This window comes from Bradyrhizobium sp. BR14999 (genome assembly GCF_056106085.1).
Genome location: NZ_CM148536.1, coordinates 6,522,811 through 6,539,270, shown reverse-complemented (window position 1 = coordinate 6,539,270; position 16,460 = coordinate 6,522,811). Strand labels below are relative to the sequence as shown.

The 16,460-nt window shown below is 64.6% G+C and carries 15 protein-coding genes; 11 read left to right on the top strand and 4 right to left on the bottom strand.

What is annotated here, in order from left to right; genetic code table 11:
• The first annotated feature begins 26 nt into the window (after positions 1 to 26).
• On the top strand, positions 27 to 1,034 hold the full coding sequence (locus ACR9YP_RS30680) for a formate dehydrogenase subunit gamma (RefSeq protein WP_438109492.1): 1,008 nt from the start codon (positions 27 to 29) through the stop codon (positions 1,032 to 1,034).
• A 29-nt stretch (positions 1,035 to 1,063) separates the two neighbouring features.
• Here the strand turns inward: ACR9YP_RS30680 and ACR9YP_RS30675 are convergent, their stop codons facing one another.
• The 4 genes from ACR9YP_RS30675 to ACR9YP_RS30660 all read right to left on the bottom strand — a co-directional run bounded on the left by ACR9YP_RS30675 (position 1,064) and on the right by ACR9YP_RS30660 (position 4,639).
• Positions 1,064 to 1,264, bottom strand: coding sequence for a hypothetical protein (locus ACR9YP_RS30675; RefSeq protein ID WP_245473177.1), 201 nt, complete (start codon positions 1,262 to 1,264; stop codon positions 1,064 to 1,066).
• Positions 1,265 to 1,465: 201 nt separating this feature from the next.
• Positions 1,466 to 2,497: a class II aldolase/adducin family protein gene (locus ACR9YP_RS30670; protein WP_474217780.1), complete on the bottom strand. Its 1,032-nt coding sequence runs from the start codon at positions 2,495 to 2,497 to the stop codon at positions 1,466 to 1,468.
• A gap of 10 nt (positions 2,498 to 2,507) precedes the next feature.
• Positions 2,508 to 3,362 carry a TIGR01459 family HAD-type hydrolase gene (locus ACR9YP_RS30665; RefSeq protein WP_438109490.1) on the bottom strand — a complete coding sequence of 285 codons (855 nt, stop codon included), beginning with the start codon at positions 3,360 to 3,362 and terminating at the stop codon, positions 2,508 to 2,510.
• Positions 3,359 to 4,639, bottom strand: coding sequence for an FGGY-family carbohydrate kinase (locus ACR9YP_RS30660; RefSeq protein WP_474217779.1), 1,281 nt, complete (start codon positions 4,637 to 4,639; stop codon positions 3,359 to 3,361). The genes ACR9YP_RS30665 and ACR9YP_RS30660 overlap by 4 nt, the downstream gene beginning before the upstream one ends.
• 167 nt (positions 4,640 to 4,806) lie before the next feature.
• Between ACR9YP_RS30660 and ACR9YP_RS30655 the strand changes: the two genes are divergently transcribed.
• The 10 genes from ACR9YP_RS30655 (at position 4,807) to ACR9YP_RS30610 (ending at position 16,338) form a co-directional block, all read left to right on the top strand.
• On the top strand, positions 4,807 to 5,805 hold the full coding sequence (locus tag ACR9YP_RS30655) for a sugar-binding transcriptional regulator (RefSeq protein WP_438109488.1): 999 nt from the start codon (positions 4,807 to 4,809) through the stop codon (positions 5,803 to 5,805).
• A 23-nt stretch (positions 5,806 to 5,828) separates the two neighbouring features.
• A complete protein-coding gene (locus ACR9YP_RS30650) occupies positions 5,829 to 7,268 on the top strand; it encodes an extracellular solute-binding protein (RefSeq protein ID WP_370988523.1) in 1,440 nt (479 codons plus the stop codon).
• Between the two features lie 129 nt (positions 7,269 to 7,397).
• A complete protein-coding gene (locus ACR9YP_RS30645) occupies positions 7,398 to 8,324 on the top strand; it encodes a carbohydrate ABC transporter permease (RefSeq protein ID WP_206734794.1) in 927 nt (308 codons plus the stop codon).
• A gap of 17 nt (positions 8,325 to 8,341) precedes the next feature.
• Positions 8,342 to 9,199: a carbohydrate ABC transporter permease gene (locus ACR9YP_RS30640; protein WP_091887484.1), complete on the top strand. Its 858-nt coding sequence runs from the start codon at positions 8,342 to 8,344 to the stop codon at positions 9,197 to 9,199.
• 4 nt (positions 9,200 to 9,203) lie between these two features.
• Positions 9,204 to 10,310 (top strand): ABC transporter ATP-binding protein, encoded by a 1,107-nt coding sequence (locus tag ACR9YP_RS30635; RefSeq protein WP_474217778.1) that lies wholly within the window; start codon positions 9,204 to 9,206, stop codon positions 10,308 to 10,310.
• A 16-nt stretch (positions 10,311 to 10,326) separates the two neighbouring features.
• Entirely contained in the window at positions 10,327 to 11,442 is a 1,116-nt protein-coding gene (locus tag ACR9YP_RS30630) for an ABC transporter ATP-binding protein (RefSeq protein WP_474217777.1), read from the top strand.
• Between the two features lie 2 nt (positions 11,443 to 11,444).
• Positions 11,445 to 13,025, top strand: a complete 1,581-nt coding sequence (locus tag ACR9YP_RS30625; RefSeq protein WP_438109485.1) for an FGGY family carbohydrate kinase — start codon at positions 11,445 to 11,447, stop codon at positions 13,023 to 13,025.
• On the top strand, positions 13,018 to 14,061 hold the full coding sequence (locus tag ACR9YP_RS30620) for a 2-hydroxyacid dehydrogenase (protein WP_438109484.1): 1,044 nt from the start codon (positions 13,018 to 13,020) through the stop codon (positions 14,059 to 14,061). Before ACR9YP_RS30625 ends, ACR9YP_RS30620 begins: the two co-directional genes overlap by 8 nt.
• 19 nt (positions 14,062 to 14,080) lie before the next feature.
• The gene (locus tag ACR9YP_RS30615; protein ID WP_438109483.1) at positions 14,081 to 14,830 is read left to right on the top strand and encodes a class II aldolase/adducin family protein; all 750 of its coding nucleotides are present in this window, start codon (positions 14,081 to 14,083) and stop codon (positions 14,828 to 14,830) included.
• Positions 14,830 to 16,338, top strand: a complete 1,509-nt coding sequence (locus ACR9YP_RS30610; protein ID WP_438109482.1) for a glycerol-3-phosphate dehydrogenase — start codon at positions 14,830 to 14,832, stop codon at positions 16,336 to 16,338. Before ACR9YP_RS30615 ends, ACR9YP_RS30610 begins: the two co-directional genes overlap by 1 nt.
• The last annotated feature ends 122 nt before the right edge of the window (positions 16,339 to 16,460 follow it).

Here is a 16,460-nt window from a genome sequence, read left to right as displayed (position 1 = left end):
GTCGCGCGAACATTGAGGAGGAGCTCATGGTGTCGTTTGCAAAACTCGTTCGGGCGGCTGTCGGGGCCGGTGCTTTACTCCTCCTCATCGTGGCAGCTCCAGCACCGGTAGGCGCCCAGCAGGTCAATCCGACCGCGAGCTCGGTCAAGGAGCAGCAGCTCTTGCAGGAGCTGAACCGGATCCAGGGCCGCGTCAGCATCCCTGATCAGAGGTCCGGCGTTCTCGAGCAGCCGCAGGGGCGGGAATGGCGCGAGTTCCACAATGTCACGCTGCGCTGGATCGGCGGCATCGCGATCATCGGCATGCTGGCGGTGATCGTGATCTTCTATCTCACCCGCGGCATGGTCCGCCTCGAAAGCGGACGGTCCGGCCGCACCATCGTGCGCTTTAACATCTATGAGCGTTTCGTGCATTGGATGACTGCCACCTGCTTCATCATTCTGGCGATCTCCGGACTAAACATCACCTTTGGGCGACCGCTGCTATTGCCGCTGATCGGCTTCGAGGCTTTCTCCGAATGGTCGCAATGGGCAAAGTACGCCCACAACTATCTGAGCTTCCCGTTCACCATTGGGGTGGTTCTGATCTTTCTGATGTGGATCGGCGGCAATATTCCGAACAAGGTGGACGTCGCGTGGATGAAACGAGGCGGCGGCATCGTCGGGCATGATCATCCGCCGGCCTACCGCTTCAACGCCGGCCAGAAGGCGATCTACTGGATCGTCGTGATCGGCGGCGGTCTCGTCGCTGCGAGTGGCTATGTCCTCATGTTCCCGTTCTACACGACGGGGATCGAAGGCATGCAGCTGGCCCAGATCGTCCACTCCATCGTGGCTGTGCTGTTCGTCGCGGCGATGATCGCCCACATCTATATCGGCACCATTGGGATGGAAGGTGCGTTCGAGGCCATGGGTTCGGGCGACGTCGACGTCAATTGGGCCCGCGAGCACCACCGTCTCTGGCTCGACGAGCAGACGGCGCGAACGGGTCCGAACGACGGACAGCCTCAACACGCGACCGCGGCGGCCGAGTAAGGCGGACAGCCTGAAAGCGGAGATGCGTTCTACTGAGCCGGCTCTCTCGCAAACAGGACAGAGCGGTCCTGCATCTCCAGCTCAGGCAGCTTGCTGGCCTGACCGGTCTGCAGTTCCTTGATAGATGGCATGCTGCTCTGACCGATATGCAGCACGTGCGATCTGAGCACGCTGCTGGCGGCACCGGCGAGAAGCAGGGCTGCGATGAGCGAGGGCATGAGACGTTTCATGCGTATCTCCGTCTGCCATTCCACCCGACACGAGGGATACACCTCAACCGTCTTGCGCGGTGTGGGCCACTTCACAGCCAGCGGTTCCACAGTCGTCGGCTTGACCTGCGCAGCGAGACCCGCGCGGGTGGGAGCCCGCAGAGTGGCCGATACCGCGGGAAGCTTCGCGAGCAAGTTACGGAATTGTTCCGTTTCAGCCGGTCAGCGATTTGCTGTCAGTTGCTGACGGTATCGCTCGGCATCCCAATTCAGCAGCGCGCACTCGTTCTCCCGCGTCAGATAGCGAACCTGCGCGGTCAGAGGTAGGCGGCCGGTCACCAGGGCGAGACAGCTCAGCATCGCCTCGGCGCCGTCGCTCGCGTCCTTGCGAACGATGCAACCGAGACCTGGAACGAGCAGCGCGACCGGCTGCGGCAGCCCGTCCGGCCGCACCAGCGATTCCTGGGCGCGAAGATCCTGGGCTTGGTCCAGAACGGGTAGGGCCGGACCGAGGAAGACCACATGGTCCGGATAGAGCGAACCGTTGGTCGCAATGGCGCGGCTGCAAGAGTCGATTGCGATGCTATGGGATCGCGGATCCTTTGGCAGTCGATACCCTGTGCCGCCACAGATTGAACGAAGCGCGTCTTCATCTGCGCCAATTGCGGAGCGCGGCGCAAGCGCGAGGCGGCTCTCGACCTCGTCGACCAGCGCCTCTGCGCCGGCACAGGTCTTGGCGCCGACCACCAGGCCATGATTGCCGAGGACCAGTACATCTACTCTGTCCTGCGTCAGGGCATGGTCTACGGCCTTGGCCAGTGGCAGTCCCGGATGATGATAATCGAGCCAGCGCCAGGCCAGTCCATCCAGTCGCTCGGCGAACTCGGCGCGCGCATCGGTCCGCACCGCCCAGGCGATGGTGTTGACCGAATGGACGTGTAGCACGACCGGATGCGGCATGAGGGCATGGAGGGAGGTTTCGATCGAGGCGCGCAAGGCCGTGCCGGCGCCAGACGCGAGGGGCACCCGTTCGTCGCCTTGCGACAGCGCCGCGCGTGCCGCACCGAGCGACACCGGCACGAAGATGTCCTTGTGCTCGGCATCCGCAAGCCAGGTGCCGGAGGCCTTCACCCACAGCAGGTCGTCATGCTTGATCGAGGAGTTGCCGCCGGCGCCCTGGACCAGGAGGATGTTGCGGCCGACGCGCGCCGACATGCGGCGAAGCTCGTGGAGCAGGGCAGGTTGCTGTTGCATCGCGCGCCTCTCACCAGGCCAGATGGTCCATCGTCCAGTGCGGCATCCGCGCATCCGCACCGGGCGGTTGTCGTACCAATTCACCCGGCGTCTGATCGCGGTGCACGCCGGACCTGAGCAGCAGTGTCAGCATCCCGGCGCGGCGGGCGCCGGCGACATCGTGGTCGAGGCTGTCACCGATCATCAGCACGCGCGCCGGATTCGGTTGGCCCAACCGTTCGAGCGCTGCCGTAAAGATCGGCGCGTGCGGCTTGCCGACATAGGTCACACGGCCGCCCAGCGTTTCGTAGAAGCGGGCCAATACGCCGGGGGCGGGGATCAATCCGGCGGCGCCGAACATTGCGAGGTCGGGATTGGCGCACAGCATCGGCAAGCCGCGTGCAGCGGCTTCAGTCAGCCATGCGCGCCAGTGCTCGGGCTCGGCGACTGCGTCGTCGAGACCCGCGAGCAGGATGAAGTCGGCCTTGCCAACGTCTGCGACGAGATTGAGGTCGAGCCCATCGACGATCGCATGATCGCCGCCGCGAGCGACCAGGAAGCAGGTGCGGCCGAATGCGATGAAGGGCTGTTGCGCACGCGCCTTCAGGCCGTGCCAGGTGACCTCACCGGACGTCAGGATGCCGTCATAGGCGTCCGCTGGAAGGCCCAGCGAGGCAAGCCGTGCCGCGTTGCTGCTCGCGCGCTTGCCGGAGTTCGACAGCACAAGGGTGCGCTTGCCGGCCTGGCGCAGCCGCACAACGCAGTCGCGCGCCAGGGGAAAGACGGCCTGGCCTTCGTGCAGCGTGCCCCATTGATCGAGCAGCACGTGATCGAAGCGGTCCGCGATCATGGCGAGACCTTCGATGTCGATGATACCGGCGATCATGGTGGGCCGCCTCGCACTGCCAATAGCGCCGCGCCGTAACTTGCCTCCGTCTCTTCGGCAACGCTCACGGGAACGCCAAGGGAGCGCCGCCTGATCTCGGTCCAGGCCGCGTTCTTCGCCCCGCCGCCGATGCTAATGACGCGTCGCAGCCTTGGCGCTCCGAGCTCGGCCAGGCGCCGATAGGCGAGCGCTTCGATCCCCGCGATGCCTTCGAGTAGCGCCTGGAAGAAGCGGTGGTCGTCCGCTGGGCGCGGTGCGACCCTTGCCGGCAACGCCGGATCGGCGATTGGAAAGCGCTCGCCGGGCTTGGGCAGTGGGTAGTAGTCGAGCCCGGTCGGCGTCTCCGGCTGCAATTGCGGTGTCAATCGGTCCATATCGGCGGCGGTGAAATGCGCGAGCAGTGCTCCGCCTCCGGAATTGGAGGCGCCGCCTGCGAGCCAGCGCTCGCCAAGCCGGTGCGAGTAGACGCCCTGATTGGCGGCGAAAATCGGCCGGGTCGCCAGCAGCTTCACGACCAGCGTCGTTCCGAGCGAGGTCACGGCATCGCCGGGTGTATCGGCGCGCGTCGCGATGAAGGCGGCGACACCATCGGTGGTGCCGGCCGCGATGCGCACTGCCGGTGACAGGCCCAGCGTGGCTGCGATTTCGGGATCAATATCCGCAAAGGGGGTTCCCGGTACCAGCACCTTCGGCAGCAGTTCGCGGGATACGCCGAGCTCGTCGAGCCAGGCCGGCCAAGTGCGTGTCACGGGATCGTAGCCGAGCTTCAGGACGTTGTTCTCGTCGCTGATGCCGTGACGTCCGGCGAGCCGCCCCGCGATCCAATCGGCCTGATGCACGGCAAAACGCGCCGGGCCCGCTTCCGCACGATCCGACAGATACAGCAGCTTCGCCAACGCGCTGCTCGCGTCGTGCGCACCGCTGTCCGCGGGGGCCACGGCCCCAATGCGGGCGGCCTCCGCTGCCGCGCGCGCATCGTTGTACATCAGCCCCGGCGTGCAGGGCCGACCCGCGGCGTCGATCATCAGCAGCGTGCCTGACGTGCCGTCGACGCTGACGCGCTCGACGGTCTGGAGATCGATCGTGCGGCCGAGCTTGCGGATCGCGACAGCCGTCGCATCCCACCAGAGTTCCGGATCCTGATCGATCGCGTTGCCGTTCTGTCGTGGCGGGGGAAGAGGCGCCGATTCCATTCCGAGCTTGGCGCCGCGCGCATCGACGGCGCAGGCGCGAACGCCGCCGGTTCCGACGTCGACGCCGAGGAACACGCCTGCCATTCGACCTCCACAGCGTGATGGCAACCATTGCTGATAGCGCAACAAGATTGCACCGCAGCACGTTTGGGGGATTGACGTTCCAATCCGCCTCTGCAATTTTTTGCAAGATGTGAAGAAAATTGCAAGCGGGCTTTTCCGGCGTGGCGATACCTTCCGACAGGCTGCCGATGGTTGACGGTGAGGCGTCGCTCGCAACGCGGGCGGCGTGGCTCTATTTCGCCGCCGGGCTGACCCAGTCCGAGGTCGCCGATCGCCTCAACATCCAGAGCACAAAGGCGCATCGGCTGATCGCGCGCGCGAGCCGCGAGGGCATGATCCGCGTCTTCGTCGAGGGGCCCGTGGCCGAATGCGTCGCGCTGGAGAACACATTGGCCGAGCGCTACGGCCTTTCTTTCTGCCGCGTCGCGCCGGATCTCGGCGAGGGCGACTTGCCGCTGAAAGCGCTGGCGCTCGAAGGCGCGAGCTTCCTGCGGCAGGTCCTGGAGCGCGGCGAGGACAAGATCATCGGCGTCGGTCACGGCCGCACGCTCGCCGCGGTCGTCGAGCAGTTGCCGCAGACGCCGGCGCGGGACGCGCAATTCGTCTCTTTGCTCGGCGGATTGACGCGGAAATTCGCCGCAAATCCGTTCGACGTCATTCATCGGCTGGCGGAGCGCACCGGGGCGGAGGCCTATCTTCTGCCGGTGCCGGTGTTCGCCAATTCGGTCGCCGATCGTGCCGTGTTGATGAAGCAATATGGCATCGCGGACGTGTTCGCGCTCGCGCGCAAGGCCTCGCTCCTGTTCGTCGGCATCGGACAAATCCATGCCGAAGGCTTCCTGGTTTCGAGCGGCATGATCAGGCCGGACGAGGTCGTCGAATTGAAGCGTGCCGGCGCTTGCGCCGACCTGCTTGGACATTTTTTCAACGCCGATGGCGAAGTGCTCGACATCGACCTGTCGGCGCGCGCGACCTCGATGGAAGCGGCAGACCTCAGGAAGCATCGCATCGTCGCCATCGGCGGCGGGCTGGCCAAGGTCACGGCTCTGCGCGCGGTGCTGCGCAGCCGTCTCCTGCACGGTCTCATCATCGACGAGGCGACCGCTCAGGCCCTCGCGACGGAAAAGCCGGAGGCAACATCCGGCAAGACTACCAAGACCAGGAATAAAGGTCGGAAGGGAAAGTAAACGCTCATAACGGGAGGTTGCTCATGCACGATCGCGAGAAGAATCTATTCGATTCCTACGCCGCCAAACGCATCAACCGGCGTGATCTGCTGGATGGTGCCGCAAAGCTCGGCATCGCCGGCGTTGCCGCCAACTCCGCCTACGTCGCCGCGATGTCGCGGGCCATGGCGGCGGACTTCAATTGGAAGGCCTATAGCGGCAAGACCGTCAAGCTGCTGTTGAACAAGCATCCCTACGTCGATGCGATGATTGGCGATATCGAAGCCTTCAAGTCGCTTACGGGGATGAACGTCGCCTACGATATCTTCCCGGAGGATGTCTATTTCGACAAGGTCACCGCGGCGCTGTCCTCGAAATCGGACCAGTACGACGCCTTCATGACCGGCGCCTACATGACCTGGACCTACGGTCCGGCCGGGTGGATCGAGGATCTCAACGCCTATATCAAGGACCCCGCAAAGACTAACCCGGCCTTTGCTTGGGACGACGTGCTTCCCGGCCTTCGGTCCTCGACGGCGTGGGACGGCGTTGCCGGCTCCGAGCTCGGCTCGGGCAAGGCCAAGCAATGGTGCATTCCCTGGGGTTATGAGCTCAACAATATCGCCTACAACCGCAACATCTTCGACAAGGTTGGTGTCAAGCCGCCGAAGAATCTCGACGAGATGCTCGATGTCGCCGCCAAGATCACCAAGGATGCAGGCGGGCCTTATGGCGTCGGCGTCCGCGGCTCACGCTCCTGGGCCACGATCCATCCCGGATTCCTCTCGGCCTACTCGAATTTCGGCCAGAAGGACTTCGTGATGGAAGGCGGAAAGCTGAAGGCCGCCATGAACACCAAGGCCTCCAAGGAGTTCCACGAGAAATGGGTCAAGATGATCCAGACCTCTGGGCCGAAGAACTGGTCGACCTACACCTGGTACCAGGTCGGCACGGACCTTGGCGCCGGCGCCTCCGGCATGATCTTCGACGCCGATATTCTCGGCTACTTCATGAACGGTGGCGAGAACAAGGAGAGGGGTCATCTCGGCTACGCGCCGTTCGCGGCAAATCCGGCCGCCAAGGCGCCGACGCCGAACGTCTGGATCTGGTCGCTCGCGCTCTCCAGCTTCTCCAAGCAGAAGGACGCGGCCTGGCTGTTCATGCAATGGGCAGCCTCGACCGAGCACGATCTGTTCGGAGCCCGCAAGATGGATTTCGTCAATCCGGTGCGCGCGTCGGTGTGGAAGGACAGCGAATTCCGTGACCGCATCGCGAAGTCCTATCCGGGCTATCTCGAGCAGCATGATCTGTCGTCGCCGGGTGCCAAGATCTACTTCACGGCCCAGCCGTTGTTCTTCGACCTGACGACGGAATGGGCCGCCTCGCTCCAGAAGATGGTGGCGAAGGAGGTCAGCGTAGACGAGGGGCTCGACAAGCTAGCCGACAGCATCAATCGTCAGCTCAAGCAGGCAGGCCTTGGCTGACTTTGCCGCCATCGACGCCTCGCGTGGTGCCCGATTCCTCCGCGCCACGCCAACCCGCCGGTTCGGAACGCCTATCCGATCCGGGCCGGCGGTGTTGAAGCCAATGCGTGATCCGGTATCGTCATGAGCATGGTCCAATTGTCCCAGACGAATGTGCTACCGCGCCGCGCCACGAGGCTGCGCGGGCGGATGCTGCCCTATGTGCTGAGCCTGCCGGCTCTGCTCGTTTGCATCGCCATCCTGGTTCCCTTCGTGACGGCGGCAGTTTATTCGCTCCAGCGCTACCGCCTGAACCTGCCATATCTGCGCGGCTTCATTGGGATCGACAATTACATCGATTTTCTCTCCGACCCCGCCTTCTGGAATACGCTTCGCATCTCGCTCATCTATACCGCACTGACAGTGGTGCTCGAACTGCTGCTCGGCCTCGGCATCGCCTTGCTGCTGCGGCGTCCCACACGCTTCCATAATGCAGTGTCGATCGTCCTGCTGTTGCCGCTGATGACGGCGCCCGCGATCGCCGCGCTGATGTGGAAGCTCATGACCAACCCGAGCTTCGGCATCCTATCCTATCTCGTGAGCCTGTTCGGCGTGCATGATTTCAAATGGGCATCCGATCCGTCGACTGCATTGTTCACGGTGGTGCTGGTGGATGTCTGGGTCTATACGCCCTTCATCATGATCCTGCTCCTGGCGGGCCTGCGCTCGCTGCCGCGCCAGCCGTTCGAAGCCGCGGCGCTGGACGGCGTGCCGGCAAGCTTTGTCTTCTTCCGCATCACGCTGCCGATGCTTGCGCCCTACATCATCACCGCCTCGCTGTTTCGCCTGCTGGATTCGATCCAGCAATTCGACATCGTCTACGCGATGACACAAGGCGGCCCCGGCGATCGGCTGATGGTGTTCCAGGTCCAGGCCTATCTCGAATTCTTTCAATATACCAATGTCGGACGTTCGGCGGCGTTGCTGATGATCCTGTGGCTGATCACCAATATCCTCTCGAACATCTTCATCAAGAACTGGCTGCGGCTGCGGGCGCGCGCCCACGGCCACGCGTGAGGGACGGGAAGACGGCGATGGATCATTCCAGTCTCGCAGGTCGTATCTTCCGCGGCGTCGCGCTCGCGCTTGTGCTGGTCTTCTTCATGTTTCCGATCGTCTGGATCTTCCTGATGTCGTTCCAGACCAATGAGCAGATCCTGCGGATTCCGCCGCGCATCCTCTTCGAGCCGACGCTCGCCAATTACCAGGCGCTGATTTCAGGACAGCTCCGGACCGCCGCCGGCAATCTCGAAATATCGTTCATGCGCAACCTCGTGAATAGTTTCGCGCTGTCGAGCGCGGCCGTGGTCCTTGCCTTGCTGCTCGGCGTGCCCGCGGCCTACGCCTTTGCGCGGTTCAAGTTTCGGCTCGGTGAAACCATCGCATTCACGCTGTTGTCGTTTCGCTTCGCCCCGCCGCTGCTGGTGCTGCTGCCATTGTCGCTCTACTACCAGCAGCTCGGGCTCAACGACACGTATTTCGGCATCGTCTGGGTCTATCAGCTCATCGCACTGCCGCTGATCCTGTGGATCGTGCGCGGCTATTTCGAAGACATCAGTCCGGACATCGAGCACGCCTATCGTCTTGCCGGTCATACCTGGCGCGAGGCGTTCACACGGATCGCGGTGCCGCTCGCCGGGCCCGGCATCGCGGCGGCCGGTCTGCTCTCCTTCATCTTCTGCTGGAACAATTTCGTGTTCGCGCTGATCCTGGCCTCGGCCGACAAGCAGCCAGTGACTGTTGGTGCGCTGGCATTCGTCACCGCCTCAGGCATTCAGTACGGCCAGATCGCAGCCGCGATCGTGCTCTCCGTCACGCCGACCCTCTTGCTCGCGCTCTACGCGCAACGCTATCTGGTCGAGGGGTTGTCGCTCGGTGCGGTGAAAGGCTGAGGCCATGGCGCGTCTTGAACTCAACGCCGTCGGCAAGTCATTCGGCCCGGTCCGCTGCGCCGAGGATGTTTCCTTGGCCGTCGAACCCGGCGAGATCGTCGCGGTGTTCGGCCCGTCCGGCAGCGGCAAGACCGTGCTCTTGCGCATGATCGCCGGCATGTTCGAACCGGACGAAGGCGACATTCTGGTCGGCGGTCAATCGATCGTGGGGGCGCCGCCCGAGCAGCGCGGGATCGGCATGGCCTTCCAGAACTTCGCCCTGTTTCCTCACATGAGTGCGCAGGCCAACATCGCAAGCGGCTTGCGTGCCAGGGCGGGCGCGGCCGAAGTCGCGAGCCGGGTCAAGTCGATCAGCCGGCTTCTGAAGATCGAGCATGTGCTTGGCCACATGCCCCGCGAATTGTCGAACGGGCAGAAGCAACGCACCGCGCTTGCCCGCGCGCTGATCGGCAATCCCGATGTGCTGCTGCTCGATGATCCCTTGCGCAACGTCGATGCCAAGCTTCGCTACGAAATGCGGCTCGAATTGCCGAGCCTGCTCCGGCGGAGCTCGGCCGCCGTTCTCTATGTCACTCAGGACTATCGGGAGGCGATGGCGATCGCCGACCGGATCGCGGTCCTGGTTGACGGGCATCTGGTGCAGGTCGCGCGTCCCGAGGAGATCTATGCCAGGCCGGCATCCGTTGCCGTCGCGCGCCTGTTCGGCGATCCCAGCATCAATCTGGCAGAGGTCGAGCCGGCCGCGGCGCAGGGCGGTCTCGGTGCGGAGGTGGCGGGGACGTTCGTTCGCCTCGATGCTGCCGATCGCGCGGCCGTCGATCATGGTGCGTGCTGGCTTGGTGTGCGCCCGGATGATCTCGTCATCACCCGCCAACCAAGCGAAAATGCCATTCCGGCGCGCATCGTCGCCATCACACCGATGCACGAGAAAGCCGTGCTGCTTCTGCGCTTCTCCGACGGGACCGAATGGCTGGCCGCCCTGCCACAGGACTCCGCCATGGCAAGTGCGGAGGATGGCGTCTTCGTTCGGTTCGCGCCGGAGGCGGCTCTCTTATTTGACCGCACGACAGGCCTGCGTTTGGACCTGTCGCCTCGGCGGCAGGCCGCATGATGGGAGCGCTGTGAGCATGGGCGTGCTGGAGATCAGGAAGGTCGACAAGGTCTACCAGAGCCGCGGCAAGCCGCCGGTTCACGCCGTGCGCGCGCTGGATATGGAGGTCGACAAGGGGGAGATCGTCGCGCTGTTGGGGTCGTCGGGCTGCGGCAAGACCTCGACCCTGCGGATGATCGCGGGCTTCGAGAGCGTCACCTCGGGGACGATCACGCTCGGCCAGCGCCGAATCGACGAATTGCCGCCGGCGAGGCGCAAGGTGGCGATGGCCTTTGAAGGCTATTCGCTCTACCCGCCGCTCACCGTTCGCGAAAACATCGCCTTCGCCTTGAAGGCGCAGCAGCTCTCGCATGGCGAGGTTTCCCGCCGGGTCGAAGCGATCGCGCGGCTGGTGGAAATCGAGGACATTCTCGACAGCTATCCGCGCTCGATCTCCGGGGGGCAGCAGCAACGCGTCTCGCTGGCGCGCGCCTTGGTGCGCGACGCCGATCTGTATCTGTTGGACGAGCCGATGGGCCAGCTCGAGCCGCAGCTCCGCGCGGTGCTGCGCGGCCGGATCAAGGGGCTGCTTGCCGAGCGGGGGATGACGGCGATATTCGTCACCCATGACCAGACCGAGGCGAGCGCGCTCGCCGACCGTATCGCAGTCATGGAAGACGGCGTGCTTCAGCAGTTCGCAAGCGAACGGGAGTTGAAGGATCATCCCGCGAATCTGTTCGTTGCGAGCTTCATCGGCGAGCCACCGATGAACCTGCTCGAGACCGAAGTCGCTCGCGCCGATGGCGGCTTCCGTCTCTCGATCGGCCCGGATGTCGCGTTCCAGCTCGACGGGCGGACGCTCGACCCGGCCGCGGGCCGCGCGCTCGAGCAGAGCCCGCGTGTCCGGATCGGCATCAGGCCGCAGAAGATTTCCGTCGGCCACGGGGATGTGCGCGTGCGCGTCGTCTCAAACCAGTGGCTCGGCGACCAGTCGCATGTCGCAGGCGAACGCGAGGGCCGTCTCCTCATCGCGGTGACGCCGAACAAGATCGCCGCGCGACCCGGAGACATTATTCCCTTCGCGCTGGAGACGCGGCACCTTCATGTGTTCGGCGCCGACGGCAACTGCATTCGCCACGCGGAGGCAGCTTGATCATGAGCACCGAGCCGGGTCGCGACGTCATCATCGGCATTGATGCCGGCACGTCCTTGATCAAGACGGTCGCGTTCACGCGCGATGGCCGGCAGCTCGGCGAATACGCGCTTCCGAACAGCTACACGACGTCGACCGGCGGACATGTCGAGCAGGACATGGCGCGGACCTGGAACGATACTATCGCCGCACTGCGCGGTCTGGGAGCGGCGATACCCGATCTTGCCTCACGGCTCGCCGCCATCGCGGTGACAGGGCAGGGCGATGGCACCTGGCTGATCGACGATGATGGGCATCCCGTCGCGCCGGCCCTGCTCTGGCTCGACTCGCGTGCTGCCAGTCTCGTCGGGGACATCCGCGCCAGCGAGCGCAATGCGGCGCTCTATCGGCGGACCGGCTCGGGGCTGAACGCCTGCCAGCAGGGGCCGCAACTGGCCTGGTTGCAGGCGCATGCGCCCGACAGCCTGTCGCGCGCCCGCACGGCCTTTCATTGCAAGGACTGGCTCTATTTCCTGCTCACCGGCGAGCGTGCGACCGATCCGTCGGAGGCGACGTTCTCCTGCGGCGATTTCCGCAAGCGCCGCTTTGACGCGGAAACGGCGCGCTTGATCGGTATCACCGATTGCATGGCCCTGTTTCCGGACGTCGTCGACGGCGTCGTGACTACGCATCCGCTGAATGCCAGCGCGGCGCTCGAGATCGGACTGCCGCAGGGCGTTCCGGTCTCGCTCGGCTATGTCGACGTCATCTGCAACGCGCTGGGGGCCGGGCTCTACGATCCGGCGCCGGATGTCGGTTGCACCATCATCGGATCGACCGGCATGCATATGCGGCTGGCGCCAAGCGCCGATGCGGTGGTCCTCAACGCCGAGGCGACCGGCTATACCATGCCGTTTCCGGTCTCCGGTCACTATGCCCAGATGCAATCGAACATGGCGGCGACGCTGAACATCGACTGGCTCCTCGACCTCGCGCGCGACCTGCTCGCCGCCGAGGGCATTACGCGTTCGCGCGCCGACCTGATCCGTCGACTCGACGACCACGTGCTCGAGGCGCGGCCCGGCGAGCTCCTATTCCATCCCTTCATTTCCGATGCCGGCGAGCGCGGCCCATTCGTCGCCCATGAAGCCTGCGCACAATTCCTGGGCTTGCGCACACGCCACGGCTATTGGGATCTGATGCGCGCGGTCATGGAAGGGCTCGCCTTCGCCGCCCGTGATTGCTACGCCGCGATGGGCGCGCTGCCGCGGGACGTGCGCATCACCGGTGGCGCGGCGCGAAGCCGGGCGCTCGGCGCGATCCTCGGTGCTGCGCTGGAATGCAACGTTCGTGTCTGTAGTCGCGGCGAAGCGGGAGCTGCGGGCGCCGCCATGATCGCGGCAGTGGCGACCGGCCTCTATCCGGACATGGCGGCCTGTGCGGATGTGTGGGTGCGGCCGTATCTCGCCGCGCCGCAAACGCCGGATGCGGTCTTGGCGTCGCACTATGCGCGGCTGTTTCCGGCCTATCTCGAGGCCAGGCTCGCGGCGCGGCCGGTCTGGAAGCAACTCGCGGCCGTGCGTGCGGGAGCCGGTCATGCCTAAGATCATTGCCATCGTCGGTGACCGCTTCATGCTGCCGAGCGTCTTTGCCGAACGGATCACGGCGGCTTGCGGCAGCAACGGCATCGACATCCGCATCCTGGAGCAGCCCTGGCCGGACGAGCCGATGGAGCACGGCTATGCCGGCTCCAAGCTCGACGGATTGAAGGAGTTCATGGGCGACCCCGACGAGGTCGCGGATTTCATCGGCGACGCCGCGCTGCTGGTCACGCATCTCGCGCCGATCTCGCGGTCGATGCTGCAGCGGCTGCCGAAGCTTAAGTTCATTGCGGTGTCGCGCGGCGGTCCGGTCAACATTGACATGCAGGCAGCGCGCGATCACAAGGTGCTCGTGGTCAACACGCCCGGCCGCAATGCCAGTGCTGTGGCCGAGTTCACCATCGGCGCCATTCTCGCCGAAACGCGCCTGATCCGCAGCGGGCACGAATCCTTACGCGGCGGCGAATGGCGTGGCGATCTCTACCGCGCCGATCGCACCGGGCGCGAGCTCGGCGAGATGACCGTCGGCATCGTCGGCTATGGCGCGATTGGCACCCGCGTGGTGAAACTGCTCAAGGCATTCGGCTGTAGGATCCTGGTGGCGGACCCATACGTCCAGCTCAGTGTGCAAGATCGCAATGACGGCGTCGAGCACGTCGGCTTGAGCAAGCTCTTGGCGCGCGCCGACGTGATCAGCCTGCATGCGCGGGTGACCGCCGAGACCACCGGCTTCATCGATCGCGCGGCGTTGGCGCAGGTCAAGCCGGGCGCCATCTTCATCAATACGGCGCGCGGGCCCTTGGTCGACTACACGGCGCTCTACGAGGCGCTTTCCACCGGGCGGCTCGGCGGGGCCATGCTCGACACCTTTGCCGTGGAGCCGGTGCCGGCCGACTGGCCGCTCCTGCAGCTGCCCAACGTCACGCTGACGCCCCACATTGCGGGGGCCTCGTTGCGCACCGTCACCATTGCTGCCGATCAGGCAGCCGAGGAGGTTCGCCGCTATCTCGCCGGCGAGCCGCCACTCAATCCGTGCTGAAGACGAAAGGTATCTTGCCATGACCCGTGAGGAGCGACAGTTGCGCGAGGCGATCATCGCCAAGTGCCGATGGATGAACGCTTCAGGGCTTAATCAGGGGACGTCAGGCAACATCTCCGCCCGGTACAAGGATCGGATGCTGATCACGCCATCGGCGACGCCCTATGACGCGATGAAGCCGGAGATGATCGCCTCGATGCCGCTTGAAAGTGACTACGGCTCCTGGGATGGGCCGTTGCAGCCGTCGACCGAATGGCGCTTCCATCTCGACATCATGCGCGGCCGTCCCGACGTCGGCAGCGTCGTCCATACCCATTCCACCTACGCGACGGTGCTTGCGATCGCGCGCAAGCCGATCCCGGCGTGCCACTACATGATGGCAGCGTTCGGGGGCAATGACATCCGCTGCGCCGGCTACGCGCGCTACGGCACGGCGGAATTATCCGAGCTGGCGCTCGCCGCGCTCGAAGGCCGCAACGGCTGCCTGCTGGCCAATCATGGCATGATCGCGGTGGGCGCCAACCTCGACAAGGCGATGTGGCTGGCGGTCGAGCTCGAGACCATCGCACGCCAATATTACCTCTCGCTGGCATTGGGATCGCCGCACATTCTCAGCGAAGCGGAGATCGCCGACACGGCGAAGGGCTTCTCGACCTACGGTCTCCAGCAGCCCAAATCCAAGACGGCGAAGGCAAAGCCGGGTAAGGCAGGCGCATCGGCAAGGGCGGCCGCGCGACAACGGATCGAGAAGAAGCGCAGCAGGACGTGATGACGCAGGCTGCGCCGCACGCGGGCAGGGATCATGGGCTGGTCGACATCGCGATTATTGGCGGTGGCATCAACGGAGCCGGCATCGCGCGCGATGCGGCGGGCCGCGGCCTGAAGGTCCTGCTATGCGAGAAGGGTGACTTCGCCGAAGGCACCTCGTCGCGCTCGGGCAAGCTCGTTCACGGCGGTTTGCGCTATCTTGAATATTATGAATTTCGCTTGGTGCGCGAAGCCTTGATCGAGCGCGAGGTGCTGCTCGCGTCCGCGCCGCACATCATCTGGCCGATGCGCTTCGTGCTGCCGCATTCGCCGGAGCAGCGGCCGGCCTGGCTGATCCGCACCGGCTTGTTTCTCTACGACCATCTCGGCGGCCGCAAGCGGCTGCCGTCGAGCAGGGGTCTCGATCTCGCGCATGCGTCGGAGGGCGCGCCGCTGCGCTCCGAATTCAGGCGCGGCTTTGAATATTCGGATTGCTGGGTCGATGACGCACGGCTCGTGATCCTCAATCTGGTTGATGCCGCGCGCAACGGCGCCATCATCCTGCCCCGCACCCGCGCCCTAAGTGCGCGCCGGGAAGGTGACGCATGGCAGCTGGAGATGCAGGGGGATGACGGCGGCAGGCACACCGTCCGGGCGCGCGCGCTGGTCAACGCGGCGGGGCCGTGGGTCCAGGACGTTGTGCAAGATGTCGTCGGGCTGAATTCGTCGCACAATGTGCGGCTGGTCAAGGGCAGCCATATCGTGGTGCCGAAATTCTGGAGCGGAGCGCAGGCCTATCTGCTCCAGAACGAGGACCGTCGCGTCATCTTCGTCAATCCTTACGAGAAAGACCTCGCACTGATCGGCACGACGGACATCTCCTATGATGGCCGCGCCGAGGACGTCGAGATCGACGACACCGAGATCGCCTATCTGCTCGGCGTGTTGGGCCGTTACTTTCGTGTCCCCCCGTCGGAGCAGGAGATCGTCCATGCATTTTCCGGTGTTCGGCCGCTCTATGACGACAATGCCGAAAACCCGTCTGCGGTGACGCGCGACTATGTTTTCGAGGTTCACGGCGAGCAGGGCGTGCCGCCGCTGCTCTCGATCTTCGGTGGCAAGATCACGACCTACCGTCGGCTCGCGGAGCATGCGTTGCAGCGACTTGAGGCATGGTTTCCGAAGATGTCGCCGGGCTGGACGGCGGGAAGGCCGCTGCCCGGCGGCGACATCGGTGGTGACTTCGATGCCTTCATCGTCCAGCTGGCAGGCGAATATTCCGACCTTCCGCGCAAGCTGATCCACCATTATGCGCGCCTGTATGGCACGCGGGCGCGCGAACTGCTTGGTTCGGCCCGCGTCTCGGCCGATCTCGGTCGGCATTTCGGTGGAGACTTTTACGAACGTGAGGCCACGTTTTTACGCGAGAGCGAGTGGGCCAGAGAGCCTCAGGACTTTCTGGATCGGCGTACCAAACATGGCTTGCATCTGACAGCGGCGCAACGGGACGCCTTTGCAAGCTTTATCTAATTCGCCTGTGCCCGCGCCAGGCCGGGCGAAAGCTGCCCGGCGCGAGCCGACCCTCTTTCATCATCGCGACACATATGTCATGATAGGAATACAAATGTAAAAGCCGGGCGTCCTGCCCGGCC